The 24,972-nt window shown below is 61.1% G+C and carries 22 protein-coding genes, 1 tRNA gene and 3 pseudogenes; 11 read left to right on the top strand and 15 right to left on the bottom strand.

Going from position 1 to position 24,972, the window contains the following annotated elements; all coding sequences use genetic code 11:
• Positions 1-133 (top strand): annotated as a pseudogene (locus ATB1_RS24050) (phosphotransferase); the annotation flags it as partial.
• Positions 134-229: 96 nt separating this feature from the next.
• Positions 230-538, top strand: a complete 309-nt coding sequence (locus tag ATB1_RS04790) for a non-histone chromosomal MC1 family protein (RefSeq protein WP_042662490.1) — start codon at positions 230-232, stop codon at positions 536-538.
• Positions 539-616: 78 nt separating this feature from the next.
• On the opposite strand, the gene ATB1_RS04785 is transcribed toward ATB1_RS04790, so the two are convergent.
• Positions 617-1,954 (bottom strand): permease, encoded by a 1,338-nt coding sequence (locus ATB1_RS04785; protein ID WP_042662489.1) that lies wholly within the window; start codon positions 1,952-1,954, stop codon positions 617-619.
• 260 nt (positions 1,955-2,214) lie between these two features.
• On the opposite strand from ATB1_RS04785, the gene ATB1_RS04780 reads away from it, so the two are divergent.
• The 5 genes from ATB1_RS04780 (at position 2,215) to ATB1_RS04760 (ending at position 6,497) form a co-directional block, all read left to right on the top strand.
• Positions 2,215-2,892 (top strand): helix-turn-helix domain-containing protein, encoded by a 678-nt coding sequence (locus ATB1_RS04780; protein ID WP_042662488.1) that lies wholly within the window; start codon positions 2,215-2,217, stop codon positions 2,890-2,892.
• Positions 2,893-3,013: 121 nt separating this feature from the next.
• Positions 3,014-3,421 (top strand): cupin domain-containing protein, encoded by a 408-nt coding sequence (locus ATB1_RS04775; RefSeq protein WP_042662487.1) that lies wholly within the window; start codon positions 3,014-3,016, stop codon positions 3,419-3,421.
• 197 nt (positions 3,422-3,618) lie between these two features.
• Complete coding sequence (locus ATB1_RS04770) at positions 3,619-4,569, top strand: NADP-dependent oxidoreductase (protein ID WP_042662486.1); 951 nt, start codon at positions 3,619-3,621, stop codon at positions 4,567-4,569.
• 263 nt (positions 4,570-4,832) lie between these two features.
• A complete protein-coding gene (locus ATB1_RS04765) occupies positions 4,833-5,216 on the top strand; it encodes a DUF2255 family protein (RefSeq protein WP_042662485.1) in 384 nt (127 codons plus the stop codon).
• 270 nt (positions 5,217-5,486) lie between these two features.
• A complete protein-coding gene (locus ATB1_RS04760) occupies positions 5,487-6,497 on the top strand; it encodes a site-specific integrase (RefSeq protein WP_042662484.1) in 1,011 nt (336 codons plus the stop codon).
• 80 nt (positions 6,498-6,577) lie between these two features.
• Here the strand turns inward: ATB1_RS04760 and ATB1_RS21370 are convergent, their stop codons facing one another.
• From ATB1_RS21370 to ATB1_RS04720, 7 genes are all read right to left on the bottom strand, one after another.
• Positions 6,578-9,628: a hypothetical protein gene (locus ATB1_RS21370; RefSeq protein ID WP_206742054.1), complete on the bottom strand. Its 3,051-nt coding sequence runs from the start codon at positions 9,626-9,628 to the stop codon at positions 6,578-6,580.
• A 116-nt stretch (positions 9,629-9,744) separates the two neighbouring features.
• Entirely contained in the window at positions 9,745-10,926 is a 1,182-nt protein-coding gene (locus ATB1_RS19725) for a hypothetical protein (RefSeq protein WP_128081389.1), read from the bottom strand.
• Positions 10,927-11,336: 410 nt separating this feature from the next.
• Positions 11,337-11,861: a zinc ribbon domain-containing protein gene (locus ATB1_RS21365; RefSeq protein WP_128081388.1), complete on the bottom strand. Its 525-nt coding sequence runs from the start codon at positions 11,859-11,861 to the stop codon at positions 11,337-11,339.
• 641 nt (positions 11,862-12,502) lie between these two features.
• Positions 12,503-13,183 (bottom strand): IS6 family transposase, encoded by a 681-nt coding sequence (locus ATB1_RS04735; RefSeq protein ID WP_042662481.1) that lies wholly within the window; start codon positions 13,181-13,183, stop codon positions 12,503-12,505.
• Between the two features lie 40 nt (positions 13,184-13,223).
• A complete protein-coding gene (locus ATB1_RS20315) occupies positions 13,224-15,179 on the bottom strand; it encodes a hypothetical protein (RefSeq protein WP_241768065.1) in 1,956 nt (651 codons plus the stop codon).
• Entirely contained in the window at positions 15,172-15,567 is a 396-nt protein-coding gene (locus ATB1_RS04725; protein WP_241768064.1) for a hypothetical protein, read from the bottom strand. The genes ATB1_RS20315 and ATB1_RS04725 overlap by 8 nt, the downstream gene beginning before the upstream one ends.
• Before the next feature lie 175 nt (positions 15,568-15,742).
• A tRNA-Arg gene (locus tag ATB1_RS04720) sits at positions 15,743-15,817 on the bottom strand.
• 94 nt (positions 15,818-15,911) lie between these two features.
• On the opposite strand from ATB1_RS04720, the gene ATB1_RS04715 reads away from it, so the two are divergent.
• Positions 15,912-16,766, top strand: a complete 855-nt coding sequence (locus ATB1_RS04715) for a geranylgeranylglycerol-phosphate geranylgeranyltransferase (protein WP_042662479.1) — start codon at positions 15,912-15,914, stop codon at positions 16,764-16,766.
• A gap of 186 nt (positions 16,767-16,952) precedes the next feature.
• The gene (locus tag ATB1_RS04710) at positions 16,953-17,564 is read left to right on the top strand and encodes a recombinase RecA (protein WP_042662478.1); all 612 of its coding nucleotides are present in this window, start codon (positions 16,953-16,955) and stop codon (positions 17,562-17,564) included.
• Here the strand turns inward: ATB1_RS04710 and ATB1_RS23790 are convergent.
• Positions 17,561-17,683 (bottom strand): hypothetical protein, encoded by a 123-nt coding sequence (locus ATB1_RS23790; protein WP_264371803.1) that lies wholly within the window; start codon positions 17,681-17,683, stop codon positions 17,561-17,563. The two genes, ATB1_RS04710 and ATB1_RS23790, sit on opposite strands and share 4 nt — an antisense overlap.
• On the opposite strand from ATB1_RS23790, the gene ATB1_RS04705 reads away from it, so the two are divergent.
• A complete protein-coding gene (locus ATB1_RS04705) occupies positions 17,676-18,095 on the top strand; it encodes a CoA-binding protein (protein ID WP_042662491.1) in 420 nt (139 codons plus the stop codon). The two genes, ATB1_RS23790 and ATB1_RS04705, sit on opposite strands and share 8 nt — an antisense overlap.
• Before the next feature lie 51 nt (positions 18,096-18,146).
• Here ATB1_RS04705 and ATB1_RS04700 read toward each other — a convergent pair whose 3' ends face one another.
• The 6 genes and pseudogenes from ATB1_RS04700 to ATB1_RS04675 form a co-directional block, all read right to left on the bottom strand.
• Entirely contained in the window at positions 18,147-19,127 is a 981-nt protein-coding gene (locus tag ATB1_RS04700; protein ID WP_042662477.1) for a PLP-dependent cysteine synthase family protein, read from the bottom strand.
• 200 nt (positions 19,128-19,327) lie between these two features.
• On the bottom strand, positions 19,328-19,672 hold the full coding sequence (locus ATB1_RS04695; RefSeq protein WP_042662476.1) for a DUF5798 family protein: 345 nt from the start codon (positions 19,670-19,672) through the stop codon (positions 19,328-19,330).
• Between the two features lie 91 nt (positions 19,673-19,763).
• Positions 19,764-20,822 (bottom strand): ABC transporter permease, encoded by a 1,059-nt coding sequence (locus ATB1_RS04690; RefSeq protein ID WP_042662475.1) that lies wholly within the window; start codon positions 20,820-20,822, stop codon positions 19,764-19,766.
• Positions 20,815-22,033: pseudogene (locus tag ATB1_RS24045) on the bottom strand (PrsW family intramembrane metalloprotease); the annotation flags it as partial. The pseudogene ATB1_RS24045 and the gene ATB1_RS04690, both read right to left, overlap by 8 nt.
• A 117-nt stretch (positions 22,034-22,150) precedes the next feature.
• On the bottom strand, positions 22,151-23,137 hold the full coding sequence (locus ATB1_RS04680) for an ABC transporter ATP-binding protein (RefSeq protein ID WP_042662474.1): 987 nt from the start codon (positions 23,135-23,137) through the stop codon (positions 22,151-22,153).
• 148 nt (positions 23,138-23,285) lie between these two features.
• A pseudogene (locus ATB1_RS04675) lies at positions 23,286-24,145 on the bottom strand (3-hydroxyacyl-CoA dehydrogenase family protein).
• Positions 24,146-24,269: 124 nt separating this feature from the next.
• Between ATB1_RS04675 and ATB1_RS04670 the strand changes: the two are divergent.
• Positions 24,270-24,972: hypothetical protein (locus ATB1_RS04670; RefSeq protein WP_042662473.1), on the top strand; the 703-nt coding region annotated here is incomplete at its 3' end.

Below are 24,972 nucleotides of genomic sequence, written 5' to 3'. Positions count from 1 at the left end.
GGCCTATCGGGTCGCCGCCGTCGTCCGCTCGGCGGTCGATTCGGCGGGTGAAGTGACCCGCCCCGGCTACCCCGAGCGGACCGGGTCGGCCGCGGTCGACTTCCACCGGGCGCGACTCGACGCGCTGTTGTGACCGCGGTCTGAGTCGGTGCTGTCGGCCCCGTTCGAAGCCGAGCTGTGACTCTCGGCGACACGAACTACTAATTCGGAGTGCGTGGTATGGTCACGCATGGTACGAGAAGACGGCAAGCGAAACTTCGTCCTCGTCGAAGACGGCGAGGAGACGAGCGTGTTCAGCGGAACGTATCCCCGGCAGGCGGCGCTGAAAGCCGCCCGGCGGCTCCACCCCGCCGCGAGCCCCGACGACATCGACGGGAAGGCGACGCTCAGGCTCCGCGAGCGCGGGACCGACCGGGTCCACGTCTACGAGGGGTGGGCGTGGACCGAGGAGAAAGACGACGACGCACCCGAGTGGATGGACGACTACGTCACCCGGGCGAACGTCTCGAAGCAGGGCATCGAACACCTCGAAGCGTAAGCCTGAGACGCTTCGGCGGGTCCGAGGAACCCGGCTTCGTTTTTTTGCGCGTCGCACGCCGAGCGTCGAGTCCCCGGTTCAGTCGCCGGCCTGCGCCGCCTCGCCGTGGCCGCCGTGTCCCTCGTTTCCGACCGAGTCCGAGCGGTGGAGCCAGTAGAGGACGCCGAACAGGCCGGTGGCGAACACGTTCAACACGAGTTTGTAGTCCGCCTCGATGCTCACCTCCGCGATTTGGACGCTCTCGGGCGACGGGATGAGCCCCGCGCCGAGGAAGACGAAGTGGATGACCACGCCGGTCAGCACCGCCGCGACGAATATCATCCCCGAGAGCATCGCCGCGAACTTCGTCCCGTAGTACTCGCGGTAGGCGTCCATGATGGGCGGGACGATGAGGTCGGCGTAGATGTAGCTCAGGACGCTCCCGAACGGCAGCCCGTTCGAGAACAGCACCGCCCCGAACGGGACGTTCCCCACCGAGCAGACGAAGGTGGCGACGCCGATGACGGCCCCGAGGACCGCGGTCCAGAAGACGTACACCGGCAGGCCGAACGTCGGCCCCGAGAACACCGAGGTCCACACCGCCTCGGGGATGAACCCGGCGATGAGGCCGGCGAAGACGAAGCCGATGGCGATTTCGTCCCAGAGCATCCCCCACTCTTTCCACTGCTTGTCGGCGAGCGCCTTCCACCCCGACAGCGACGTGGCCCGCTCCCGAATCGTCGTGTTGGCCGCCTCGGGGTCGAAGCTCTCCTTGCACGACTTCGAACAGAAGTAGAACGTCCGCCCGTCGTGTTCGACGGAGTACTCCGTCTCGTCGGGATTCACCTCCATCCCGCAGACGGGGTCGCGGACGGTCTCGCTTCCCTCGTCTTGGACGTTCTGTCGGGCCTGTTCGACCACCTCGTCGGGAACGAGGTAGACGAAGCCGAACGCCATCAGCCCGATGAGCATGAACCCGCCGAGGATGTCGGCCACGAGGAACTGCCAGCCGAGCAGAATCCAGATGACCGCGCCGATTTCGATGACGAGGTTGGTCGAGGCGAACATGAACGCTCCGAGCGTCGCCGCCGCCGACCCGCCCTTCTTGAACAGGTTCTTCGCGGTGGCGATGGCGCTGTAGGAACACGACGAGGAGACGAAGCCGAACAGCGAGCCGTAGCCGATTTCGCGGGGACCGTGGCCCTCCAGTAGCTCCGAGACCTCCTCGCCGGAGGTCCACGCCTCGACGCCGCCGGCGATGGCGAAGCCGACGACGAGCGCCCACCACGTCACCCACGCCATGGCCGCGGTGGTCGAAAGCGCCTCTCGGGCGCTCTCGACGAGGAACGTCCCGAGCGGCTGTTGCGTCGTGAACACGCCGAGCCCAACCGTCGCGAGCGCGATGGCCGTGAGGATCGCGTATTCGGTCCGGTCCATGTGGTTGGATATGAGGGGAGCCATCCCTAACTGGGTTGTGCCTAGCAGAATCGGGGGTTCGGCGCGGCGCGAGTTTGGGTTGTGAAGTCCGTCGGGGAAGCGAGCTTGGAACGTGAGGGTGAACCTCCGAGACGAGCCGTCGAAGCACCGTCAGTCCGACGTGCGTTCCAGCGAGTGACGCCCCGTTGGGACGCGAGACGGTCGGTCCCAACCGGGACACACCCGGACAGTTATCTTCGAACAGAGCCTATTTCGGTCTCGTGACTATCACTACAGAGATCGTTATTCGCTCGTCTGCCCTGCCGTTCGTCAGTCTCGCACAATCGGTCCCGTCGAACCAAATCGAGTGCGTACACGGGCTCTGTCACGAGGGGAACTCCCGCGTCTTCATGGTCTACGTCGAGCCCGACGCGGGCGTGTCCGAAGCCGACCTCCTCGCGTTCGACGAAGTCGTCGCCGTCGACACGCTCGGCCGCGCGAGCGGCAAAGACGTCTTCCAGACCACTATCGAACTCGACGACGTCGTCTCGGAAGCGTTCGCCCCCGAGCGGTTCACCGCGACCCAGATGGAGCGGACGGTCGTCACGCCGGAGGGGTGGTACGAAAAGAAGCTCTTTCAGAACTACAACGCGTTCAACGGGATGCGGACCCGCTGTGAGGAGTACGGCATCTCCATCGAACTCATCTCCATCACGCAGAACCCGCGGGAACGCGACGAGTCATCGCAGTACGGGCTGACCGACCGCCAACAGGAGGCGCTGACGCTCGCAATCTCTCGGGGGTACTACGAGAGCCCGCGGCAGGTTTCGACCGAAGAGCTCGCCCAGGAGATGGACATCTCGCAACCGTCGATGTCGAGTCTCCTCCGCCGCGGCGAGCGTCAGCTTCTCACCTCCGCGCTCGGCTCGCAGGCGCAGGTCAACACGGTCAGCAGATAACGGCGAGTCTGTCTTCGTGTGCTGACGGCCGGAACGTCGAACTGACGACCGCGTTTAAACGCCCCTTCTAGATAGCATCGAAACCAAGTCGTACGACGCACAACTGACGGGTGAGTCTACCATGGAAATCACCGAAGCCGGCACGAACCCATCCGTCGAAGGTCCCGAAGAGTTCTTCACGGGGGACACCCGCATCGACCCCCTGTTCGACGCCCAGGGGGAGGCCCGCGCGGCCGCGGCGAGCGTCACGTTCGAGCCGGGCGCTCGCACCGCGTGGCACACACACCCCCTCGGCCAGCGACTAATCGTGACGAGCGGATGCGGCCTCGTCCAACGCGAAGGCGGAGAGATCAAACAGATTCGCGCGGGCGACGTGGTCTGGTTCCCGCCGGGCGAAAAGCACTGGCACGGCGCGACGCCCGAAAACGCGATGACTCACATCGCCATCCAGGAAGAACAGGACGGCGAGGCCGTCTCCTGGTTAGAACACGTCAGCGACGAGGAGTACGGCCCGGCGTCGGAGCGCTAACCTACCGCCGCGACCGAAACTGAACCCGGCCCAGCCCTAACTCCGCCACCGGCGGCTCGTTTGCGACCCGGCCGCCGTCTCGGAGCCGCGCGGTGGCCGCCCGGGTGGCGGACGACACGCGTCAGTATTTAAATCTACTTTGTAGATAGCGCCGAGTTCAGGGAGCTTCTGCGCCTCCATTGAGGTACGTCCCACCCATGAAAGCAGTACGTATTCACGAGTACGGTAGCCCGGATGTCCTCCGGTACGAAGACGTAGACGAGCCGGAACCGGCCCCCGACGAAGTGCGCGTGCGGGTGCGCGCCGCCGGCGTGAACCCGGTCGACTGGATGACGCGGAAAGGCCTCGTCGAGCGCGACGAACTCCCGTGGACGGTCGGTTGGGACGCCGCCGGCGTCGTCGACGCCGTCGGTTCCGACGTGAGCGGCCTGGAGGGTGGCGACGAGGTGTTCGGTCTCGTCGAGTTCGAGTACGGCGGCGGCACGTACGCCGAAGCCGTCACCGCGCCGGAAGACGAGCTCGTGCGGAAACCGGCGTCGCTCAGCTTCGAGGAAGCGGCCGGCGTCCCGATGGCGGCGCTGACCGCGTGGCAGGCGCTGGAGGCGGTCGATGTAGACGCCGGCGACCGCGTTCTCATCCACGCCGCGGCCGGCGGTGTGGGTCACTTCGCCGTCCAGTTCGCACGGGAGCGGGACCTCCACGTCATCGGCACCGCCTCGGGGTCGAACGAGGAGTACCTCCGAGAGCTCGGCGTCGACGAGTTCGTCAACTACCGCGAGCAGCGCTTCGAAGCGGTGCTCGACCCGGTCGACGGAGTGATCGACGGCGTCGGCGGAGAGACGTTCGACCGGTCCCTCGAAATCCTGAAGGAAGGCGGTGTCATCGACAAGCTCCCGAGCCCGCCGACCCCCGAGCAACAGGAACTGGCGGACGAACAGGGCGTCGAAGCGATCATGACGAACGTCCGCTGGAACGGAGACTGGTTCGAAGCCATCACCGAACTACTCGCAGACGGCACCGTCTCGGTGACGCTCGACACGGTGTTGCCGCTCTCCGAAGCGCGGGAGGCCCACCGACTGAGCGAGGAGAAACACGCCCGCGGGAAGATTATCCTCACGCCCGGCGACGACGAGTCTGCGTCGAACTAACTCGTCGCGGTCGCGTGTCGATATCGCCCGTCATCGACGCGTTCTGATCCCCGGACGGCTATTTAAACGGGCTTTTCGTACAGCAGTACCCTCAAGCGATTTACCGTCGTTATCCTAGTCATGGCGACGAGACCGATTCGACCCGCGGGAAAAAGAGCCGACTGCTGTCGCAGGGCGACCACTGCACGCGAACAGCGACGGGTGGGTGCGAGCGCCCACCGTTCCCGTCTCCGCCGCTGTGGGACAGACGAGGAGGTTCGCCGATGACCGCGTGGGACGACGCCGAACTGCGCGAAATCGCGGCCCCCAACGACCTGTACGTCGCGCCGTTCCGCGAGGACGGCGAGACGTACGGCACGCCGACCCGAGTCTGGTCCGTTCGCGTCGACGACGGTCTGTACGTGCGCGCCTACAACGGCCGAGACTCCAGTTGGTATCAGGCCGCCGTCCGGGAGAACGCGGGGCGAATCGAAGTCAACGACGAGACCAAAGCGGTCGCCTTCGAGGCGGTCGACGGACCGATAAACGACCGCATCGACGACGCCTACCGAGAGAAGTACGAGGGGAGTTCGTATCTGAGCGCGATGATTAGCGACCGCGCGCGCTCGGCGACGGTCCGGGTCGTGCCGAGGGAACAAGGCGACTGACCGTTCTCGCGGAGTTACAGCTACTGACTTTTTGTCGCAGTAGCGAGCTCGTCAACGTCGAGGATTTGAATCGCACTCGCTCGCTAGTTCAACTCCGTCGCGGAGATGGGTCTCCGCTCACGTTGTTCGCGGAAGAATCATGGGCGCTGCAGGCCTTGGTCACGCGGCGTGACAACCCTTCCTTTTGGCGATTACGGGCGTTGTAGCCGTTGGTTCGGAACGGGTAGTAACCGGAACTCGTGGGATTCGCTTGACTGTAGAAGACTAACTATGAGTCTCGAACCAATCGACGCAGAATCCGCACTTGAATTGTACCTTGCAGACAAGGAGAACGAGCTCTCGGAGGCCTCTCTGAAAGGGCATAAATACCGTCTCGGTCACTTCGTCCGCTGGTGTGATGAGAAGGAGATTGAGAATCTCAACACGCTCACCGGTCGCCAACTCCACCGGTATCGGCTCTGGCGGCGCGAAGACGGCGATCTGAATAAGGTCAGTGAGAAAACCCAGATGGACACGCTCCGCGTATTCATCCGATGGCTGGAATCAATCGACGGCGTAGAACAAGACCTGAGTCAGAAGGTATTGTCTCCGTCGATCACCCCTGACGAGAACTCCCGAGACGTGATGCTGGACAGCGACAGTGCCTCGAAGGTACTCGCCCATCTGGAGAAGTACGAATACGCGAGCATCCAGCACGTCGCAATCGCACTGATGTGGCACACGATGATGCGTGTCGGTGGCGTGCATGCGCTGGACGTTGACGACTATGATCCAGACGACCAGTGTGTGAAGGTTCGTCATCGACCAGAATCGGGGACGCCGATTAAGAACCAGGGGAAGGGCGAACGGATGGTTGCGCTTTCAGACCACCTCTGCGACGTGCTCGACGACTGGCTAGCCGAGAAGCGACCATCAGTCACTGACGAGTACGGACGAGAGCCGCTACTCGCGTCGCGTGAGGGCCGTACGAACAAGACAACGCTTCGAGCGTACGTCTATCGATGGACTCGGCCCTGTACCTACAGCGCCGAGTGCCCACACGACCGAGACATCGGTGAGTGTTCGGCACTCGAACGCGACACTGCCTACCGCTGCCCATCAAGCGTGAGTCCACACGCAATTCGCCGCGGAAGCATCACGCACTCGCTTAACAGCGACATGCCCGACAAGGTGGTTAGTGATCGGGCAAACGTCAGTCAACGAGTGATCGAACAGCACTACGACCGACGCACGGAACGTGAGAAGATGGAACAGCGGAGGGAATATTTAGATAACATTTAAACCGCGAGGTGTCAGCAGCGAAACACCCTATAATTATTATTTGTGTGACGAAATCGAATATTGAAATTCAAGTTATAATATTATTCTTCGTTCTCAGATGGCCGCAAATGATAGAATATTCCATTTTGTGTTTCTGCTTTTGGTTTGTATCTGTAATCTACTTCCAACAGAACTCTTTGTTCAGGATTCAAACTCGCTTGATCTGCGACTTTGGCAGGATCAATCTCCAGAACGTGAATAATCGGTATTTCACCGTCGTCTTCGTATTGTTCATAGAGCGTAGGAGTTTCTGCTGATGATATGATTGCGGCATCAAATTCCTTGTATGAATCGCTATATACTGGGATGTCAAGTAGGTTCCCAACTGCACCACCCCTATCTCCTTCAAACGTGTCTCGTTGCCAAAGTTCCCCTTCGATATCGAGATCGCCGAGGACGACTGCTATAATATCATCGTTATTTCTTATTTGATATTCGATTTCTGCTAGTACTTCTTCAACACTTCCAAGATCAACTTCATCAAAGGTTGGTCGGAGAGCTGAAACTAAAGGTGTGCGAACTTTTTCGGCGAAATGTGTTCCATCTCGCGTGGCATTATCTCGCTGAATTTGACCGAATCCATCAACGAATTGCCGCTTTGAAAGAATGCTCTTCCACTGAATTCTTTGTATTTGAGGATCATTTTCAATGGAATCATCCCCATCAATTATTCCCGCGTTGATACATGCACTCCGAAGAGATACTCGGTTTTCAAACCCGTTCCTAAATTGAGATTTATACGTACTTATATTCTGTTGGCATATGTCTGAATCGGCGATACGTTGCCTTTCTTCATCCTCAGCCTGTTCTGCAGCTAGTTCATGAAATGCGCGTGCCAGAGATATCCGCTCGTTCACATTATTCATTCCCTCAAACAAATCATCCAGGTCATATTGATCGGAAATCTCTTCCAGTCGGTTTATGATCTCCTCCTCACGTTGGATGATAGGACCTTCTGATGGAATAGGATTCTCAGAAGGTAAGTTCCCACTGTCCTTCAACCAGTCCTCTTTGATATTAGACAATAGAAGTAAGCAGTAACCGTCTAAAATCCAGTCTCCCACCGTCATTTGAACTGCTTTCGCGCCGCCAAAGTCGTCTGGACCAAACATATCTCCCCACCGTTCTAATTTGAGCGGGTCATTTGGCCCAGAAAAGATGGCGGTATAACTATCAACTACAACCTCAACTGAATCAAAATACTCCATCACGGCATCATCTCTTATATCATTGAATGTGCTCTCTGAGAGATTGTTTTCTGTATAATAGTGGAAGAGAGCAGACGCTGCGGTAAACAGCAGTCGTTGTCTATCGATAATCGCTTGTGGAAATCGTTCTTGGATAGCCTCTAGAACGTCAATTCGAACATCGGGTGATGGCTCCTCCTGTACTGGATCTTCACTGCTCCTTATCCAGTTGATTTCGCTCCTGATGGCAGACTCTCTCTCGGAAGAATAATATTCCTTAGTCAGATTCCAACAACGCTTAAATCCTAATGTTGTTTCTTTTTCCAGCGAATTCTTTAGGAGCCATTCAAGCTCCTCAAGCGATTTCTGATTATACCGATAAAGGTGTTCAAACTCCGTCAGCGAATCTGCGTTAGTAACATCTGTCCCAAGTAATATTTCGCGGAAGGATAAGAGAGGGTACTCCAAGTGAGGGGTTTCGCTAGGTGAGCGAACGTAACAAGAACGCAATCGTGTTAGCGCATTACTCACAGGAGAATACAGACGAGCTTCCCTCCACCGAAAACCCGTCGCCGCAATTGTATCAATGACAACTGTTCGAAAGTCAGGTTTTTCTAACTCAATTGTATGATCATGGATTTCTTGCAGATCGTTATAAAAGGGACCAATTGGATCTGTACTTAATGACCAGTTCCAGTCTCCTTCTTCACTGACATCCTCGTAATATGTTTTTACTAATTCTTCGTATATTTCACAAATCGATTTAAATCGGGGTTCGTTCCCTTCTTGAATCGCTTCAAAAGCTAATTGTCGAAGTTGGCTGCGGGAATTGGCAAACTCTTCGTCATCAGTTCCCCAGACTGGATTTTTTGAGACCTTGAATATCTTAGAGAGTTTGACTGAGTCGATGGACTTTCCATCGCTGTTTCCAATCTGTACCAAAGTAGTATTCGGCTTGATTCTATCTCCGATTTGAACCGAGATCTGGACATCCCCTTGTCCACCATTCTCAGCCCAATTTTGAGTTGTGAGGGATTTAACATTCTTGGAATTTATATCTGATAAATAACCGTCTGCATTACCACCATCCATATCTGCTCCAGTAAATAGTGTAGTGCTGTCCAGAAACCGTCGAGATCCTGTGAACTGACCAACTCCAATCCCAGAGAGAGACGTAACGAGTTCATCTGCTGCTGCACGAAGTCGTTCTCGATGGATTCTTTGTCTGACCTGTAACTGCAACCTTGACGCCAATAGTTCACGAAACGGATGACCGAGTAACAACGAGATCGTCAACCAATAGAATACTCCAATGGCGACTAGTGATGCAGCAGACAGCAAAATAACCCCCGTAGTTTCTACAGATCGTGGAGCGTCTACGATATGGACAATCGCCGCATTCGCTCCAATAGCAGAAAGGAGAAACCCGACAAATGGAATAACCTTACTCCGAGCCAAGAACAAATTGAGGATGTTCCTTCCAAGGTCACGAGACGCAATTCGTTCAATCAGAAAGACGATCACAATAGTTCCTGCCCCAGTCAACCCGACTTGAAGACTCAATAACTGACTTGGAACATTCTCCCCAAGATTTGTCTCTGGCAATAACCAGACAGATATTCCAAGAATGAGAAGAGCAAAAGCAGGGCCTGTCAGAAGTCCATTTTTCCCGAATATCGAAAGATAGGCATGGGTTCCTCTTTTCCGAAATGAAATCCATCCTGTGCTGAGTAGGTTCCCGATGGTGGCCCTCAACCGGATGGAGTTCCAAGGTGGGAGAAAGAACTTGAAATACCATAGGATAACCGTAGTCAAAAGCACGAGAAAAAGAAGCGTGCCGAACAGAGTGAATGGCTGACTGAGGCTTGGAATATTAGAAGGGTCCCAAGAACCGAGTCGAGTCATACTAAAGGCGAAATATCCCACACCCTTAGTCATTTACCAACGACGTGAGATCATAGAATACTCAAATCTACCTGATTTGCTCATCCACTACGGTCCATCGCCGATGAGATCCGTTGTCAGTTGTGATTGAACCCAGAGTCCGGATCGTCGTCGGCGTTTCGGAATTCGTCCTCGAAGCGTTCGCGTTCTTCAGCGTCGTCCGGGAGATCGTAGTGTAACTTCTGGACGCGTGGCGTTACGTCACAGCGCTGCTCAATAGCCTCCGCAGAGACCCCTCTATTCTTCTGGTCGGTAATATACCCGCCTCGGATGTGATGCGGAGCTCGACTACTTGGGCACTTGAAGGCGGAGTTGTTCTTCTGTGCCGCTTCGCATTCCTCGGAGTCACGGTCATGCGGACAGTCTAATCCGACCATGCACGGTCGAGTCCATTTGTAGGCAATCTTCTGTAGCGTCGACGGACTCATTCTCCCGTCCCCCTTCGTAAGCAACGGTTCTCTCCCCTCTTCGTCAGTAGCGGGCGGTCGCTGATCTTCAAGGTAGTCCCGAATGATCTCGGGAACATTCCCGTAGAGAGTAATCTCTCGTTCGCTACTCTCGTCGTTCTTCAACGGTGTCGTCTCGTCGGTTTCGTACTGGAGAACCCGCTCTTCATAGTCGAAATCAGATATATCACGGCCGATCAATCCAGCTTTCCGCGGGCCAGACTGACACATCAACTCCATTGAAACATGCTCTATATCGGCGTACTCGTATTTTCGAAGGTAGTCCAGCGCCGCTTTCGCAATCTCTGGATCAAGTTTCTTCTCGTCGACACCCTCGCCTCCGGCATAGTCTATTTCGGGGATTTCGACACACTTCTCGAAGCGAACCGGAGCCATTCTATGTTCGATCAGGTATTGAATGAACTCGCGGAAGAGATACATATCGTCGCTAAGCGTAGTGTCCGCTAACGGTTCGTCCCGAGACAGGGACTCATACTTCCGCCATTTATCGTATCGCTCAACGTCCTCGCTCGTGAGGTTATCAGTCGATTCGATATCCGCCTCGTCTTCGAGATATGTCTGAAGGTAGTCTATTTTCCGCTTATACTGGCCTGTCGAGCTCACTTCTTCTAGTTTGTTTCCCCGAAACTCATCCAAGACCTCGTTCATCGGGCGTGACTTGCGTGTGAGTTCAGGAAACGAATCCGCCATCTGATCGACGACGGTAGAGGCTATCTGCTCTAGAAATTCCTCTGTGGGATCCTCAGAGAGGCGTTCCTTTACGAACTCTACATCGTCACGCCGGTCGGTCATCAACTCAGCAGAATAACCACCCACTTAATGCAGTTAGCCTTCGGCAGGTTATACAGGCAATATTTTCCACTAAATGGGTGGTACTCCTCCGGATTTCCGCCAAGAAGTCACTCCTCTTCGTAACACTGTCTGCCGATTACATAGGATCCATTGACAATTGGCGCGAACCGGAACAGTTGAGCGCAGAAGATGACAACTAACAGAACGGTAACGCGTGAAGTACGGCGGTTTCGGCGCAAGAATCTGCGTTCAATACGAGTGCAGTATTCTGATTACACAAAACCCATCGCACGGACAGAGGAACAAATACTTGGCCACACCAGTACCTTGTTAAACAGCCACCAGAGTCGACATCGTGTATGTCTTTGTTGGGACAGCGAACTCTGCGGCTTCTCGCCTAATTGTCTCCACTATGAACGGTCTCGCTCCTCCTCGAAGAATTCCACAGCCTTACCCGAGAGCTCTTCTAATCGTTCCGAGAACTCGTCATCCCATTCCGTCCCGAATGCTCGGTCGTACAATTTCGGCACCTGTAGCAGTCCCATCCACATCATTCGTTCCTGGGCCTGCCACCGATTGAGCTGATCGACATCCTCACTTAGGACATCAGCATCACTACTATTGTCAAGAACAAGAGCGAGTAGGTTGACATCAGAAATCAGCGCAACTTTCGCAAAGTCAGCTAGTCCAGCACCCACATCCCGCGATAGATTCGAGTAGCCCACTGTCTCTGGATCCAGTACTTGTTCCCCATTCCGCACATCAACTAAATACTGGAGGGAACGCCCGCTAAGGAAGCCTTGACGACTTGCCGCCGTCCCCGCTGGAGGAATTTTATCTGCATCATCGTCAACTGCAGCAAGCGGATACCCACATTGTCCGCAGTAGGAGTGCTCCTCCTTGACTCGATTACCACAATTTGGGCAGCGTGGCATACAATAACAAAGTCCACAAGTAGTCTTAGTGATTCGCCCAGTCCAGTACACTCGTCGAGTTCTGTGACCCTCCTCAGCTACAAGAAGACCAACTCAATAATCGCAGCAAGACTACAAGGCTACTATGATAGACCCACAATCGCTTGGCATAACTCCCAGGCGAACAGCTGTCGCAAAGGGCGCCTCATCGTCACCGATTTCCACAAACTGAAGGTCTAATTCACGTTCAATCATCGTTGCTACGGGACGAAGATGACACGAAAACCTCCTCCAATCATCCCCCTCCCGTCCCTTGGTTTGTATTCATTCTGTGTGTTTGCACGCGACCGGTCTGATCGTTGAACGGCAGACGGCGGGGTTCTGGAATCGAAAAATTCGTCAATCAGTTCCGCTCGTAAGTTCCGGGTCATATCTCACTTGACCGCTGGCTGGCCATTAAACGTGTGTGAGAGATAATGGTAGATATGGTAACGCTCGCGCAACTAAAGGAGGACTTCGAGCCACGTGTTCGAGAGGAATTACTGGCTCAGGGGAACGACCCAGACGTCAAGCCAAGCTCATCGCTGGCTCAGGGAGCACAGCTTCTGGGGAGTCGTTCACGTACTGTCGAACCCGCGAGGTAACAGTTGATGAGGCACCGTCTAGTTAGTGACCTCCTCAACCGGTGTTCGCCCATCGAGCGCTTGATGCGGTCTCTGAAAATTGTAGTATTGCACAAATTGTATGAACCATTCGCGGACGCTTCCGTGACTGCCCACCCACGAATTATGGAAGCGGTCGACTCGCATTTTGAGGGTGTGAAACCACTTTTCGATGAGGTTTCGCTCAACGTAGTCCAGCCGACCGCTCAATCCTAATCGAGAGAGGGCAGTCTGATAGCCGTAGCCATCAACGAGAAACACAGTGTCTGAGAGATCGTGTTTCTCGGAAAGTCGATGGAGAAACGCAGCAGCCGGGTCGGTACCATGTCGTCCAAACAATTCGACGTCAAGAATCAGCTTTGTCTCGATGTCTATTGCAGCGTACAACCAAGACCACTCGCCATTGATTTTGACAGCGGTCTCGTCGACCGCAACCCTCTTCGGCTTCGCCTCAGGCGGGTTGTGACCGCTGTCAGCCAGCCGATGTACCCATTGCCAAACCGCTTGGTGGGAGCGTTCAACGCCGAGTAATCGAAGAATTTCTTTTGTCTCTCTGAGTGAACAACCGGTCGCGTGGAGCTGGACGGCGAACGCCCTAACGGGCGTTGCCGTCCGCTCACGCTCCCAAGTTTCTTCTAAATCCACCGCAAAGCACTCGCTGAGCAGGTCTGCGAGCGTCATGACCAATTCACTCAATGACCTGCTCGTTCCTCAAACTGGCTTAACTAGACAGTGCCACAGAATCATATGATTTGGACTTAGATTCATATGAATCGTGAGCAGGATGCCGCATACACTCGCGGTCTTTGTCGAAGTAGTCCTCAACGTGCAGGACGTGGTCGGCACTCTCCGGTCGGTCGAGGCCGTGACCTTCGACCAAGTGCCGGGCCATCTGGTGTTTGTTGTAGATACCGAAGTTACACTCCGTGCAGCGCCACATTTCGCCTTTCTGTAGGTCGTACTGGAGCCGCGTCTCTTGCAGAACCCGCTGGAGTGGTAGCTTCAGCGGGGCCATGTCGACGCCGCCGCCTCCGGGCAGGTGCTCCTCGCCGTCGCGGTCGATAATCGCTTCCAGTCGCCACTCAGACGAGAGCGATACCCGGCGGAACGATTCCGGTTCGGAGTCGTCCTCGCCGTGCATCACCGATTCGACGAACTCGGCGTGCTTCGGGTCAATCATGTTCCGGCCGAGCATCGACGCCACCGAAGGCGTCTCGTCGCTGTACTTCAGTTCCGTTTCCACACGCTTCCGTATCCGCGTCTTCGTCGGCGATTCACCGACACTCACTGCCGCTTTAGCGCTCGGCCAGCGTTCAGCCAACGAGCGTTCCGAACGCGAGGCGTCCGACTCGCCACCATCCGCGAGGGCTTCGGAGAGATCGTCATCAGATACTGGTTCGTCGAGCCGTTCCTGGTCGATGGCCCAGCCGGAGTTACAGCACGTGCACACTACGTCGGGGCCGCGCCCGTCGTTCCATACGACGGACTCACCGTGTGCGTCGGTCTGGTTCGACTCGCTAGATTCCGCACGCTGTTCGCACGCATCGGCTTTGATGGCTTCCGTGACAATTTTTGACCGAGAGGTTCGGCGTCGAGCCGCTGACCAGTAGATTGCGCCCCACGCGAGGTATTCGACCGGCTTGTCCAGCAATTCCTCCGTATAGCCACCCATGTACGCGGCGAGGTACGAACCCATATTTTCGACGCCGGCGTTCAGCGAGATGCACCCGTCGGAGTCATTCAAGTAGTCCGTATTTCTGTAGTCGTGGGCACTGAACGAGGCGTATTCGCACTCCGCGACGTGTTTGTCTATCACCCGTTCAAACTCCGGGCCAACCGCTTCGAGGTCGAGGTCAGCCGCATCGAAGTAGACGCCTACGTGCAGATGCGAGTAGCACGCGTTCATTCCGCTTCCGTCGCCACCCATTCCGTGCGGTTCTGCTTGGAGCCAGTAACCCCACTCGTCGGCGTCGAGACCGAGATGATACTCCATCGTGTTACGGAGTGTGTCGCGCACGCCATCGTACGAAAACGCGTCGTGGAGCGCGTCGGTGTGTTCGACCGGCGGCAGTCGCTCCCCGTTCGGTACGGACGAAGCGGTGAAGGTGAGCATCGCGGTCGCGGGCGAGCCCCACGCCGCGACTGCTTCGCCGCCGGACGGCCGTTCACCGCCGCCCATCTGTCGCTGGAGCGCGAGCGCGCGAGCGTACTGCTTGCGCGAGTACGTCTCGCCCCACGCGTCGGTCAGCGGGAGTTCGAACTCATCGCCGTCGTCGTTCGCGAAGCGCGCGAGCAGTCCTTTGTAGTCGACGTGCGAGGTGAGAAACGCGCTCAACGCGTCCGCCCACGTCGCCGCCCGGCGTTTCTCCAACTCCGTCACGTAGAACCCGTTTTCCATCGGGTCTTCTGCCTCTACGTACGTATCGCGCCAGTCCGCTTCGGTCACGATGCGCCGGAGTTTTCGACCGTGTGTTTCGCACACCGGCGTTTCGGCCAGTTCAGGGTATTTCTCGGTGAACTCCAGTACGCGTTCGTGGACTCGTTCGTCGTAGTTGTCCTCTGCTGGAGAACCGGCGGTAGACGGCTCTACAGAGTTAGTCTCCTTGGAAGGCCGAGAGGCCACACCGTCGGCTGGTGAGTCGCGCCCGCCGGATGCGGGGGTGCCCTCGCTACTCACCGTTACCCCCGTCTGTGCGGATAAAATCGCTCAGACGGCACTGGGCCTTACCGCCGCTCGTTTTCGGCCGGCGGCCGCCGGCCTCATGCGGACCGCCTTCCGGGTCAGGGGCAAGCCCCTGCTTCCGGCCGCTCCGGGCGGACTGGGACCCGCCCTCCGCTGTTCCGGTCCTTGCGGTGGTTTCCTCGGCCAGCTGGTGCGCCCACAACAGCGAGGTGAGACGATGGTCCCGAATCTCGTCCTCGATGGCGGGAATGCGCGCGCAGTCTTTGCACTCGCGCATCTTCGCCGCGCGCGTCGAGTGATCGACGAGACACCACTCGTGACAGCTCCCACACCGGTACTCGACGTACCGCCATAGATGTCTCTCGCGACGAACGTGAGACATCTATCATGCACCCCTCTTGGCTTCTAATTTCGCCCGACGACGGCGACCCGTTGCATGGGAGCTGAGGGAATAATTTTCTCGCCGATTTTGAGAAACGCCCGATTTGGCCGATATCGACGGCGTGGAGCCGTCTCTCGGTCTTTTAATTTCGGCCTCGAAGGCCCCAAATTTTGGATGGGCGCTGCAGGATTTGAACCCACGGCAACTTGGTCCGAAGCCAAGCACTCTGTCCAGACTGAGCTAAGCGCCCTACACAACTTCGTCAGTCGTGGATTGTTTTAAATGGATTGATTCGAGGCGGCGACTCCGCGCGATTTATACCCGACCTCCGAACAGTACGGGGTATGTCTCTCGGAGCGCGGGCGCGCGGGTTCGTCGAACTCACCCGACCGGGAAACGCCGTCGCCGCGGGCGTGCTCACGTTCACCGGGGCGTTCGTCGCGGGGGCGACCCCCAGCGACGCGGTCGTCGTCGTCGCAGCGATGCTCGCCACCGTGTTCGCCACGGGAGCGGGTAACGCCATCAACGACTACTTCGACCGCGAAATCGACCGCATCAACCGGCCCGACCGGCCGATTCCTCGCGGGGCGGTGAGCGCCGCCGAGGCCAAGTGGTTCAGCGTCGCGCTGTTCGGCGGCGCGGTCGTCTCGGCGCTCGTGTTGCCGGTCGTCGCCATCGCCATCGCCGTGGTCAATCTCGTCGCGCTCCTCGCGTACACGGAGTTCTTCAAGGGCCTCCCCGGCGTCGGCAACGTCGTCGTCGCCGCGCTCACCGGCTCGACGTTCCTGTTCGGCGGCGCGGCCATCGGCGAGCCGTTGGGCGCGGCCGTCCTCTGCGTGCTCGCCGCGCTGGCGACGCTGACCCGCGAAATCGTCAAAGACGTCGAAGACATCGACGGCGACAGAGCCGAGGGGCTTCGGACGCTCCCCATCGTTGTCGGCGAGGCGGCGTCGCTGTGGCTGGGTGCGGCCGTCCTCGCGGTCGCCGTCGGCGCGAGCGCGGTGCCGTTCGTCTGGGGCGAGTTCGGACTGGCGTACCTCGGTGCGGTCGTCCCCGCCGACGCGCTCATGCTCGTCGCCGCCGCCCGGTCGTTCAGTGACCCCGCCGCGGCCCAGCGTCGACTCAAACACGGGATGTTCCTCGCGGCGTTCGCGTTCATCCTCGGACGGGCGATGGGACCGGCGAGGGGACTTTTATAAACACCGGGGCCGAGCGACCGGTCAGTTCCCGGGGAACACCCCGACGAACCGGAAGTGTTCGATCCTCCAATCAAAAAGAATATTACCGGCTCACTGTATGGTCGTACTATCCGATGACCCCCGGCGAGCGGAAGCGTCAGGCGAGTGCATTCCTCGGAGTCGACGACATCGAGCCGAGGTACCTGCATGTATAACCTGGGCGCTGATCTCGACGTCGAGGTCGAACCGGGCACGAACCTCCTCCTCGTCGGACCGCCGTTGACCGGGAAGCGCTCGCTGGCGCTCGACATCCTCGCGGAGGGGACGCGAACCGGCGAGGGCTCCGTCATCGTCACCACCAAAGACGGCGCGGACCGCATCCTCTCGGACTTCGGCAAGCGACTCGACTACGAGGGCAAACCCGTCGCGGTCGTCGACTGCGTCACGAAACAGCAGGGCGTCGGCGAGGTCCGCGACGACGAGCGAATCCGCTACACGTCGTCGCCGGTCGACATGACCGGAATCGGAATCAAACTCTCGGAGATTCTCCAGGAGTACTACCAGGGCCGTGGACTTCCGGGGAACCGCATCATGCTCCACTCGCTGTCGACGCTCCTGATGTACGCCGACCTCCAGACCGTCTTCAGGTTCCTCCACGTGTTCACCGGCCGCATCCAGAGCGTGGGCGGCCTCGGCCTGTTCACCATCGACGCCGACGCCCACGACGACCGGACGATGAACACCATCAAACAGCTGTTCGACGGCATCATCACGACCCACGAGGACGCGCCGCCGGACATCCGCATCGCCGACCACTAGTCGGCTCCGCTCGCGTCGGCGACCGCCGAGACGACGACTGTGGGCGTCGAGACGGCGGCCGCGTCGCACAGCCGCCTGACGTTTTTATCCGAAGCCGGCCACGTCGTAGGTATGCCCATCACCAGCGACGACGACATCCGCGCGCTGTTCGACGCCGAGACCGTCGCGGTCGTCGGCTGTTCGGCCACGCCCGGAAAGCCTGCCCACGACGTCCCGTCGTACATACAGAGACAGGGCTACCGCGTCGTCCCCATCAACCCGTTCCACGACGAGATTCTCGGCGAGACGGCGTACGACTCGCTCGCCGACGTGGACGAAGACGTCGATATCGTCGACGTGTTCCGACCGTCCGAGGAGGCGGGCGACATCGTCGACGCCGCAATCGACCGCGCGGCCGACCGGGGCGACGTGAAGGCGGTCTGGCTCCAGCTCGGCATCCGCGACGACGACGCGGCCGCCCGCGCCGAGGAGGCGGGGCTCTCGTTCGTTCAGGACCGGTGCTTCAAGGTCGAGCACTCGCGGCTCGCCTGAGCGGGCGGCGACGCGGCGAATCGACCGGGACCGGCTTCGAGGCGGTCTCCGCTAGCCTTCCCACGACTCGAAGTCGCCGTAGACGCCCTTCGAGAGGTATCGCTCCGAGGAGTCGGGAAAGACCGTGACGACGGCGTCGTGCGGGAGGTCGATGTCGCCGGCGGCGGCGCGCTCGGCCACGTCGATTGCGGCCAGCGAGTTGGCGGCGGCGCTCGACGCGACGAGGTGACCCTCCTCCGCGGCGAGGCGCTGCATCTCGGCGTGGGTGTCGCGGTCGCCGATTTGGACGATTTCGTCCACCAGTTCGGGGTCGAACAGCTCGTTGGTCGCGGGGTCGTGCGTGCCGATGCCCTCGGTCTTGTACGACGCCTCCGCCACGTCGCGGCCGTGGAGCTGTGCGTAGAGCGACCCCTCGGGTTCGACCGCGGTGACGAACGTGTCTTCGTTGCGCTCGCGGCCGTAGCGCGCCACTCCCATGAGCGTGCCCGCGGTGCCGCAACCGGCGACGAGCGCGCCGACCTCGTCGTCGAGCGCGTCGTATATCTCGGGCGCGGTCGTCTCGTAGTGCGCCTCGGGGTTGAGCGGGTTGGAGAACTGCTGGGGGACGACGGCGTCGTCGAGTTCGTCGGCGAGCTTGTGCGCGCGGTCGATAGCGCCGCCCATCCCGTCGGCGGTGGGCGTGTTCACCACGTCGGCTCCGAGCGCGCGCATGAGCGTCTGCTTTTCCACGCTGAACCGCTCGGGGACGACGAACACCGCGCGGATGCCGAGCTGCCCGGCCGCGACGGCGAAGCCGATGCCGGTGTTGCCGGCGGTCGGCTCGACGATGGTTCCGCCCTCGGGGAGTTCGCCCGATTCGAGCATCCGTTCGAGCATGTACTTCCCGATGCGGTCCTTGACGCTCGCGCCCGGGTTGAACGATTCGAGCTTCGCGTAGACGGGCACCTCGTCGGGCGACGCGTGGACTCTGACGAGCGGCGTCTCGCCGACGGCGTCGAGCACCGAGTCGAGGGGTTCGCGGTGCGTGGTCATACCTGGGCAAAAGTTGCCCCGTACCCTGAACGTTTTCATCCCGTTGTCGCCCGTCGAGGGCCGGGCCCCCGTCGGGGTGTTTCGTGCCGGCCGAAGACGGACCCCTCGGGAGGCCGAGGCTGTGCGCGGTAGTGCGAGACCGAAAGAGCGCGGAGAGCGACGAAGATACAGACGGGAACGGAGACGGGTGTTGGGTCGGGTTACGCCTCGTCGGTGGCGGCGTCGCTCGACGTGGCGGCGTCGGACTCAGACGCGGCGTCGGCGACGGTCTCAGTCTCGTCTCCGGCCGCGTCCTCCTCGGCCTCGGAGATGTGCGCCTGCGCGATTGCGGCGTCGAGGTCGACGCCCTGTTCCTCCGCGATGGCTTCGAGAATCGCCCGCTGTTCGGCGTTCTCGGCTTCGAGCCGGTCGACGCGCGACTTCGTCTCGTTGACCGTCTCGCGGACCTCGACGACCTGCTCGCGCAGTTCGTTGAGCTTCTTGTACACGTCTTCGGCCATCTCTGCGACCTTCTGGAGCTTCTTCGCGGTTCCTCCGAGTGGCATGTGTCGCCTCTCGGACTCGGGGCTTGTACGACTTCCGGTGCGGTGTCGGCGGAGCCCGAACGCACGGGGGTCGGAAAACGGGGCGACAGCCTCAGCCGAGTTCGTTCGGGTCCACGCGGTCGACGAGGATTCGGAGGCCCACGAGCGCGACGACGCCGACGAAGACCAGCCCCGCGACGGTGGCCTTCGCGCCGACGCCCGCGGTTCCGAGCGCCAGTCGCGCGGCCGTGTTCGCGGGGTTCAGGGGCAGAAGCGACGTGCCCGCGAAGACGAGGAGCACGCCGATGGAGTACAGGAGTTGGGCGACCCGGCGGTCGGGCGAGGTAATCGCCACCGCCGCGCCGAGGGTGACGACGACGGCCGAGAGCCCGGCGACCATGCCGAACAGCCACGGCACGCTCTCGATGGCCGTCCCGTTCAGTTGGAGGAGGAACATCCACGCGATGGCCTGCACCGGGGCCAGCCCGCCGGCCGCGAGGAGCTTTCCGTCCACGACGGCCGCGAAGCTCACGGGCGCGACCCGCAGGAGTTCGAGCGTCCCGCGGGCGACCTCCTCCGTGAGCGAATCGACCACCAGCGACCCGGAGATGAACACGGGCAGGAACAACAACAGCGGGACGAGCACCGTGTAGGTGAAGCCGAAGTACGGGCTCGACTCCGCCGCCGGCGGGAGGGAAAGCGGGTCCGTGGCGAGGAACGCGCTCCGCTCCGCGCGCTCGTTGCGCTCCAGTTCGCGGAGCGCGTCGCGGAGGCGGGTGACGACCGCCGTCGTCTCCACGCCCGTATCGGGCGCGACCGCCGCGACTCGTATCCTGCCGTCCTCGCCCGTGGACGCCTCTAAGACGGCATCGACCTCCCGCTGTTGGAACGCCGTCAGCGCGTCCGACGAGGAGGCGTACGGCCGCCCGCTGAGTCCGTCTTCGGTTCCGACGGCGCGCAGCAGGTCCTCGACCGCCTCCTCGTCGCCCGTGACGGCCACGTCCACCTGATAGCTCGCCGAACCGGGGTCGTACAGCGAGACGAGCCCGACGACGAGGAACGACGAGAACGCCGCGACGAACAGCTGGATGGCCAGCGCCAGCACGATGGTCTTTTCCTTGCGGAGACTGCCGAGTTCGCGCCGGGCGATGGCGAGTCGCGGGCTACCCAAGGGCGTTCACCACCTGGAGGTTGTAGACGAGGTGAATCACGATGGCACCCACGAGCGCGACACCGTAGGCCGAGCGCCCCCCGACTCGCCCCGAGGGCGGTCACGCTGGCGGTCACCGCGTGGAGCGCCAGCGGCGCGAGGAACAGCCCGAGGACGACGAGGGCGCTCACGCCGGTGCCGTCGGCGATACCGACGCCGGAGGGCGCGAAGGCGGTCTGTCCGAGGGTGAGCGACTGCAACCCGGCGAGTTGGGCGATGGCGGTGAACTTCTCGCCGACGAAGAAGCCGAGCCCCGAGAGCCCGCCGAGGACGAGCGACGACCGGAGCGTCCGGGAAAAGCGCGCCTTCTCGAAGGCCGCGAGGACGTGGAGGCTCTTGGCCAACTCCTCGATGACCGCGACCGCGAGCAGAATCATCGGGACGGTCAGGTCCACCGGGAGGACGAACAGCACCGCGATGGCCAGCAGTTCGGCGATGAAGACGAACGGAATCGACAGCGCCGACAGGGTCGCCACGGAGCGCGCCCGCGAGATTCGGCTGTCGAGCGCGTCGAGAAACTTCAGCGGGACCGGCCGCTGGGTGAACATGTCCTCCTCGCGGTAGACGCCGACGCCGAGGAGGAACAACACGCCCGCGGCGAGGAGAATCGGCCCGACCGAAAACAGGAACTCGCCGAGCGGAATCGACTCGCCCGCGAGGTCGCGGACGACGAGCGTCAACGGCGAGATGAGCGCGATGGGCGTGACGTTCGTGAAGATGGCCGGGACGAACGTGTACGTCGTCAGGAACACGGACACCGTCACCGTGACGAACGTGAGTTCCTTGAACGAGCGGGCGAACATCGCGCCGACGAACGTCGACGCGAGAAACAGGAGGCCGATGGGGACGACCGCGGCCACCGAGACGACGCCCCCGCCGACCGCCGCCGCGATGGCGACGGTGATAGCGACCGTGCCGAGCAGGTACGGGAGCGTCTTGCCGGCGACGATGTCGCCCGGCGAGATGGGCGCGACGAGGAGCAGTTCGCCGCGGCGGTTGATGCGCTCGTTGAGGACGCTCGACCCGTAGGCCTGAATCACGAAGTTCATCGGCACGAGGAAGGCGAACGCGAGGACGAGCGAGGCGAACGGGAACGGCGGGCTGATGCTCGCCGGCGACCCGCTGGTGTCGCCGCCGAAGAGGCCCGCCATCCCGCCGAGCGACGGGGACGTCGACGAGACCGATGACGGCGGTTCGGCGGTCGAGCGTCCCCGCCGAGCGCGACACCTCCCAGCGGGCGATTCGGAGGACGGTCCGGGCGTGTGCGACGAGCCGCGTTCTGAGGTCGGTCACGACTGGCTGTTTCCTCCGACGACGCGCGGTTCGTGCTCGTCGCCGCCGCGCGAACCGGGAGCCGCCTCCCCGCGGCCGCCCTCGGCTTCGCTCGTCGTCGGGGCCTCGCGAGCGAGGCGGAGGAAGATGTCCTCTAAGGACGCCTCGTCGGTTCGGATGTCGGCGACGCGGCCGCCGGCGGCCTCGGCGCGCTCGCGGAGCGATTCGACGGCCGCCATCTCGTCGACGACCGCGACGTGGCGCTCCTCGCCGTCGACTTCGTCGTCCGCGGGGAGCGTCTCCGCGAGCGGGACGGTCGTGAACACGCGGTACGTCGTCTCGCCGTGTTCCGCGCGAATCTCGGGGACCGTCCCGCGGGCGATGATTTCCCCGCGGTTCATGATGACCACGCGGTCGCAGATGGACTCGACGTGAAAGAGGTTGTGCGCGCTGAAGACGACGGTCTTGTCCTCGTCGCGGAGTTCGCGGACGAACTCCAGGACGACGTTCGTCGTCAGCGGGTCGAGGCCGCTGGCCGGTTCGTCGTAGATGAGCAGGTCGGGGTCGTTGACGAGCGACCGGGCGATGGCGACCTTTCGTTTCATCCCCTTCGACATGTCGCCGAGTCGGCGGTCGCGGTATTCGAGGTCGAGGCGGTCGAGCACCGCGCCGGTTCGCTCGTCGGCCACGTCTCGGGGCACGTCGTAGAGGTCGGCGAAGAATCGGAGATACGACCGTGCCGTCATGTCCTCGTACAGCGGCGACTCCTCGGGGAGAAAGCCGAGTTTGCGCCGCATCGCCGGCTCCTCGGGGTCGTATCCGAGCACCGACGCCGACCCGCCGGTCGGTTCGACGAGTCCGGCGAGCATCTTCAGCGTCGTCGTCTTCCCCGCGCCGTTGGGGCCGACGATGCCGAACACCTCGCCCGACTCGACCGAGAAGTCGCTTCCCACGACGGCGGGGAAGTCGCCGTAGGTCTTCCGCAGGTTCTCGACCGTAATCATTGTGAGAGTTTCACGCGGGACGGCATAAAAAGCGTTCGCGCGGGGTTTCAGGATTGATAGCCTTCCCCTTCGCGGGGCAACAGTTTCGTCTCCTTGCGGCCCACGGTGGAAGACGCCCGCGACCGCCGGAAAGCGCCGTCAGTCGTACCTAGTCGTACTCGTAGAAGCCCTTGCCCGTCTTCTTGCCGAGGTCGCCCGCCGCGACCTTGCGCTTGAGCAGGTACGCCGGCTTGTAGCGGTCGCCGAGTTCCTCGAACAGCGTCTCGGAGGCGTCCAGACAGATGTCGAGGCCGATGTGGTCCGCGAGGGTGAGCGGCCCCATCGGGACGTTCGTGCCGAGAGTCATGCCGCGGTCGATGTCCTCCTTTTCGGCGACGCCCTCGTCGTAGGCGCGGATGCCTCGTTGAGCCACGGCATGAGGATGCGGTTGGTGACGAAGCCGGGCTTGTCGTCGGACTCCCACGTCTCCTTGCCGAGGGCCTCCGAAAAGTCGTGGGCGAACGCGACGACCTCGTCGTCGGTCTTCTCGCCGCGGACGACCTCGACGCCCTTCATAATCGGTACGGGGTTCATGAAGTGGAGGCCGACGACGAGTTCGGGGCGCTCTGTCGCGGCCGCGATGGTCGTGATGGAGAGCGTGCTGGTGTTCGTCGCCAGCACGACGCCCTCCGGCACGATGTCGTCGAGGTCGGCGAAGACCTCGCGCTTGACGTCCATGTTCTCGACCGCCGCCTCGACCACGAGGTCGCAGTCCGCGAGGTCCGCGAGTTCGGTCGTCCCCGAGACGCGCCCCTTCGTCGCATCGGCCTCGTCCTCGGTCAGTTTCTCCTTGGAGACGAACCGCGAGAGGCTGTCGTCGATGGCCGACAGGCCGCGTTCGACGTACTCCGTTTCGAGGTCGCGCATGACCACGTCGTAGCCGGCCATCGCGGCCACCTGCGCGATGCCGTTGCCCATCGTTCCCGCGCCGACGACGCCCACCGTGTCGATATCTTCGGTATCGTACATGTCCGGGTCTGCGCGAGGTGGGGAGGTAAAACTTGCCGATGCGTTCGGAATAGTGACAGACTCGTGACTGTCACGGGAAGACTCAAGTCGGGCGCAAGAATGGGGATATGCAACGGTGATTGGGGTGAATGACGCCGGCAGATACGACGAAGACGACGCGGGCGGGGACGGAGGGGAAGCCGTCTCGGACGCGCACCGGAGCGACGAGGAGGGCACGGACCGGGCGAACGGGCCGGACGAGGGGCCATCGGACCCCGACGAGGCGCTGACCCACCTGCTCAGACCGCGGGGCGACCGCGCGAGCGACGGCGTCCCGACCGAGCTACAGGACCTGAAATACGTCGGCCCGGCGACCGCCGAGTGCCTCGCCGGGGCGAACATCGACGCGGCCGCTATCGTCGACGGCGAGGTGTGCTACCGCGACCTCGTCGCCGCGGGGACGAACCCCGGCGTGGCGGCGAAGATTCGGCGCTGGCACTCGCTTTCGTGGTCGTTCAACTCCGGCGACGACCTCGACCGGCGCTCCTCGCAGGTCCGCGGACTGGGCGACGACGAGCGCGCGTGGGTCGCCGCGAGTTCGGGCGACTGGGACGAGACCGACGGCGCAGCCGACACCGACGACGGCGACAGCAACGGCGAAGCCGGCGATTGGACCCCGAGCGGCCGGGGCGAGGCGGCGGCGAAAAACAGGCCCGCGCGAGACGGGGACTGGACGCCGTCGGGTTCGGGGGACGGGGGAGACGGGGCGGACGTACACTCGGAGCCGACCGCGTCGGGCGATTGGACGCCGACCGGGACGACGGGGGCGTCCGCCGACGGCTCGGGCG

It is taken from the genome of Haloferax sp. ATB1 (assembly GCF_000730175.1).
Note: the sequence above shows the minus strand (reverse complement) of the source record. Positions and strands in the feature narration are given on the sequence as shown.

What these genes read in the sequence shown, in the direction of transcription:
- ATB1_RS04785 (WP_042662489.1), bottom strand. Translation starts at nt 1,954, where the DNA reads ATGGACCGGACCGAATACGCGATCCTCACGGCCATCGCGCTCGCGACG.
- ATB1_RS04770 (WP_042662486.1), top strand. Translation starts at nt 3,619, where the DNA reads ATGAAAGCAGTACGTATTCACGAGTACGGTAGCCCGGATGTCCTCCGG.
- ATB1_RS04725 (WP_241768064.1), bottom strand. Translation starts at nt 15,567, where the DNA reads ATGTCTCACGTTCGTCGCGAGAGACATCTATGGCGGTACGTCGAGTAC.
- ATB1_RS04705 (WP_042662491.1), top strand. Translation starts at nt 17,676, where the DNA reads ATGCCCATCACCAGCGACGACGACATCCGCGCGCTGTTCGACGCCGAG.
- ATB1_RS04695 (WP_042662476.1), bottom strand. Translation starts at nt 19,672, where the DNA reads ATGCCACTCGGAGGAACCGCGAAGAAGCTCCAGAAGGTCGCAGAGATG.
- ATB1_RS04760 (WP_042662484.1), top strand. Translation starts at nt 5,487, where the DNA reads ATGAGTCTCGAACCAATCGACGCAGAATCCGCACTTGAATTGTACCTT.
- ATB1_RS04710 (WP_042662478.1), top strand. Translation starts at nt 16,953, where the DNA reads ATGTATAACCTGGGCGCTGATCTCGACGTCGAGGTCGAACCGGGCACG.
- ATB1_RS04735 (WP_042662481.1), bottom strand. Translation starts at nt 13,183, where the DNA reads ATGACGCTCGCAGACCTGCTCAGCGAGTGCTTTGCGGTGGATTTAGAA.
- ATB1_RS04680 (WP_042662474.1), bottom strand. Translation starts at nt 23,137, where the DNA reads ATGATTACGGTCGAGAACCTGCGGAAGACCTACGGCGACTTCCCCGCC.
- ATB1_RS23790 (WP_264371803.1), bottom strand. Translation starts at nt 17,683, where the DNA reads ATGGGCATACCTACGACGTGGCCGGCTTCGGATAAAAACGTCAGGCGG.
- ATB1_RS21365 (WP_128081388.1), bottom strand. Translation starts at nt 11,861, where the DNA reads ATGCCACGCTGCCCAAATTGTGGTAATCGAGTCAAGGAGGAGCACTCC.
- ATB1_RS04700 (WP_042662477.1), bottom strand. Translation starts at nt 19,127, where the DNA reads ATGACCACGCACCGCGAACCCCTCGACTCGGTGCTCGACGCCGTCGGC.
- ATB1_RS04790 (WP_042662490.1), top strand. Translation starts at nt 230, where the DNA reads ATGGTACGAGAAGACGGCAAGCGAAACTTCGTCCTCGTCGAAGACGGC.
- ATB1_RS21370 (WP_206742054.1), bottom strand. Translation starts at nt 9,628, where the DNA reads ATGACTCGACTCGGTTCTTGGGACCCTTCTAATATTCCAAGCCTCAGT.
- ATB1_RS04765 (WP_042662485.1), top strand. Translation starts at nt 4,833, where the DNA reads ATGACCGCGTGGGACGACGCCGAACTGCGCGAAATCGCGGCCCCCAAC.
- ATB1_RS04715 (WP_042662479.1), top strand. Translation starts at nt 15,912, where the DNA reads ATGTCTCTCGGAGCGCGGGCGCGCGGGTTCGTCGAACTCACCCGACCG.
- ATB1_RS19725 (WP_128081389.1), bottom strand. Translation starts at nt 10,926, where the DNA reads ATGACCGACCGGCGTGACGATGTAGAGTTCGTAAAGGAACGCCTCTCT.
- ATB1_RS04775 (WP_042662487.1), top strand. Translation starts at nt 3,014, where the DNA reads ATGGAAATCACCGAAGCCGGCACGAACCCATCCGTCGAAGGTCCCGAA.